Below are 3,127 nucleotides of genomic sequence, written 5' to 3' on the forward strand. Positions count from 1 at the left end.
ACACACATGATGAATGGATAAGTTCTACAAGAAAATATATTAAGTTTGACCAGTAAGAGACCGGTAAAACATTGTATACTATTTTACACAGGGTTATGGACTTGACTACAAAGAGAACTACTATATATAAGAGAATATTATAATGATGAAAAAATTAATCTTTTTTAATAGTAGTACTAGCTTTAAAGATAACACTGTTACCTACTACTGCTTGGGCAGAAGTTAACAGTGAAAACTTGGGCTATATTATTTTAGCTCAGTCTGCACGAGATAAAGAAAAAATCTTTACCATTATCAATTGGAACGTCATCGATGGAGATACAGCTGACTTTATTTTAGACCGAAATCAAGAGCCAAGTATTAAAGCAAGGTTTTTATTGATCGATACTCCAGAGTTAAAAGATTCCCACCCCTATGCAGAGATTGCTAAACAAAGAGTGATTGAACTTTTAAATGAAACTGATTTCATTTAAATCGAATACGAAGGTAAAGAAAAAGACCGCTACAACGCGACTTGGTTCATGATTGGGTTGACGGTATTTTACTTCAAGAAATTTTAGTTACGGAAGGCTTGGCAATTGCTCGTTATATTGGCGGCTACATTAATAGTCAATATGTGGATGCTATTTATGATTCTCAAGATTATGCTCAATTTAGTCAGCTAGGTGTATGGGATGGTAGTCAACCTCACTTTACTGCTAAAGCTGAATCTCGACATGGTCAACAAATTGCACCTCTTGCAGGTACTCCGGAGATCATTACATAAAATCAATCCAACGTCTTTTATAAAAACTGCTCTGAAGTACACGCTGCGGGTGCGGCTCCCATTTATCCAGGTGACCCTGGGTGGGATCCTAAATTTGATCGCGATAATGATGGCATTGGATGTGAATAGTATTCTTCCTATTTACTCCTCTATATGTTAATCTATTAATAATATCAAGTGGAAGAATGGAGGATATAATGCACGACTATTTATCATTAGAAGAAAAAGCTTATGTAGAACAACGGGTTCAAAATGAGAAGAAAAGTGCCGGGGTTGCTTATTTATTATGGTTTGTTCTCGGTGGCATCGGAGCGCACCGTTTTTATTTAGGTCGCCCGATTAGCGGTTTAATCTTACTTCTTACAACAGTATTGACAGGGTGGTTTACTTTTTTCTTACCTACAGGGCTATGGGTACTTATTGATTTATTTTTAATTAACGGTATGCTTAGAAAAAATACCCATGCTATTCGACAACGTATCACGAAAGAAGTTCTTTCAAGTCAAACGTTTTAAGATTAAGATAATCAAAAAGAAACCTGACACTATCTGTACTGCCCCCCAAATGTTAGACAACAAATCTAACATTTAAGGGGGTATTGTTATGTCTAAATATACATTGGATATCAAATTACAGGTTGTCGCTGATTATGAAGCTGGTGTTGATAGTTATAAAACACTTTCTAAGAAGTACGCAATTGGTTCAAGTATTATCAAGCGCTGGATCCATAATTATCAAGACTTTGGACTCGAAGGGCTCTATCTTAAATCAACAAAAACTTATTATCCTGTTGAAACCAAGCTAAATGCGATAGAATTGTACTTAACAACAGAGTTAAGCTATCGTGAAGTTGGGGCTAAGTTCGGAATTAACAATCCGAGCCTTATTGCCAACTGGCTTCGGACGTTTAAGAAAAAGGGCATCGATGGCTTATCAAAATCGATAGGGAGACCACCGACGGTGTCAAAACAAGAAAAGAATACGCCTAAAGCGCAGAATACAAAGACTGAGACTGATATCAATGTCCTTCAAGAACGCATTAAAACACTTGAAGCTACCGTTGAACAATTAGATATCGAGAACAAATTTTTAAAAGAATTGAGGAGGTTGCGGGAAGCAAAAAAGAGGCGACACAAGAAGACTTAGTGCGTGTCATTCGCAGCCTCCATAAACAAAATGATTACACACTCACCAGCATTTTAAAGGCGGTTGGGTTTCCGAAAGCCACTTATTATTACCAACTAAAGTGTCTGGAAAGGCCCGATAAAGATCAAGCCATCAAAGACGATATTTTAGCGATCCGCGAAGAACATAAAGACTATGGTTATCGCCGGGTTCACGCTGAATTAAGACGCCGTGGCTACCAAGTTAACAAAAAGAAAGTGCATCGGTTAATGAAGGAGATGAAGCTACAAGTTACCTCTTTTACTCGGAAATCACGTAAGTATAATTCCTATAAAGGCGAAGTTGGCACTATTGCGCCAAATCGCTTAAAACGACGGTTTAAGAGCAGCATTCCACGCCAAAAAATTCTCACCAACACAACCGAATTCAAATATTATGAAACCGACTGCTCAGGTAATCTTCAAATTAAGAAGTTGTATCTTGATCCATTTTTGGACCTCTTTAATCTTCAAATTGTCAGTTACAAGATTTCACACCAACCCAATAAGGAGAGTATGATGGAAGCCTTAAAAGACGCCGTTCGTGCCACCGATGATTGTGAATTCAGACGCACGTTCCACTCAGATCAAGGTTGGCCTATCAAATGGAAGACTATCAAGACCACTTAAAAAATCACGCCATCTTTCAAAGTATGGCACGAAAAGGAAATTGCCTAGACAACTCGCCGATGGAAAATTTCTTCGGGCTGATGAAGCAAGAAATCTACTATGGCAAATCTTACCGCAGTTACGAAGAGTTGAAGGAAGCCATTCAAAACTATATCCGCTATTACAATGAAAACCGGATAAAAGAAAAATTAGGATGGTTAAGCCCTGTTGAGTATTTGGAGAAATATGCTTCCTAACACGCCCAAGCGTCTCACAGCTGTAAAAGTTTATCAAGAACCGCTAACGCTCCTTCTCTTGACAAACTTCCACAGCTGATGAGTGAGGGTGATCAAGGACGGAAGCCAGATTCTAAGCCTATAAAAAAAGAGAGCAGCCTATAAAGGTCAACTCTCTCTAAAATATTGTCTAACTTTTTGGGGTCACTATAATCTTTTAACTGATAGCATGAGGTTCCTTTTATTGTATTTAAATTTAGTTATTAAAACTGCATTACTCTCAAACGGAATGTATCTAAATCTTCTTCCGTCATGAGTTTGAGACCCTTAAAAAACTGCATTACTCTCAAACA

3 protein-coding genes and 2 pseudogenes are annotated in these 3,127 nt (G+C 37.7%); all 5 read left to right on the forward strand.

Features of this window, described 5'->3' with window-relative positions; all coding sequences use genetic code 11:
• The first annotated feature begins 236 nt into the window (after positions 1-236).
• The 5 genes and pseudogenes from BLR79_RS08555 (at position 237) to BLR79_RS08575 (ending at position 2,795) form a co-directional block, all read left to right on the forward strand.
• On the forward strand, positions 237-473 hold the full coding sequence (locus tag BLR79_RS08555) for a thermonuclease family protein (RefSeq protein WP_092087005.1): 237 nt from the start codon (positions 237-239) through the stop codon (positions 471-473).
• A gap of 41 nt (positions 474-514) precedes the next feature.
• Positions 515-766 (forward strand): hypothetical protein, encoded by a 252-nt coding sequence (locus BLR79_RS08560; protein WP_092087008.1) that lies wholly within the window; start codon positions 515-517, stop codon positions 764-766.
• A gap of 30 nt (positions 767-796) precedes the next feature.
• Positions 797-895 (forward strand): annotated as a pseudogene (locus tag BLR79_RS09245) (excalibur calcium-binding domain-containing protein); the annotation flags it as partial.
• Positions 896-963: 68 nt separating this feature from the next.
• Entirely contained in the window at positions 964-1,281 is a 318-nt protein-coding gene (locus BLR79_RS08570; protein ID WP_092087011.1) for a TM2 domain-containing protein, read from the forward strand.
• An 88-nt stretch (positions 1,282-1,369) separates the two neighbouring features.
• A pseudogene (locus tag BLR79_RS08575) lies at positions 1,370-2,795 on the forward strand (IS3 family transposase).
• The last annotated feature ends 332 nt before the right edge of the window (positions 2,796-3,127 follow it).

This window comes from Dolosicoccus paucivorans (genome assembly GCF_900100125.1).
Taxonomy (GTDB): domain Bacteria; phylum Bacillota; class Bacilli; order Lactobacillales; family Aerococcaceae; genus Dolosicoccus; species Dolosicoccus paucivorans.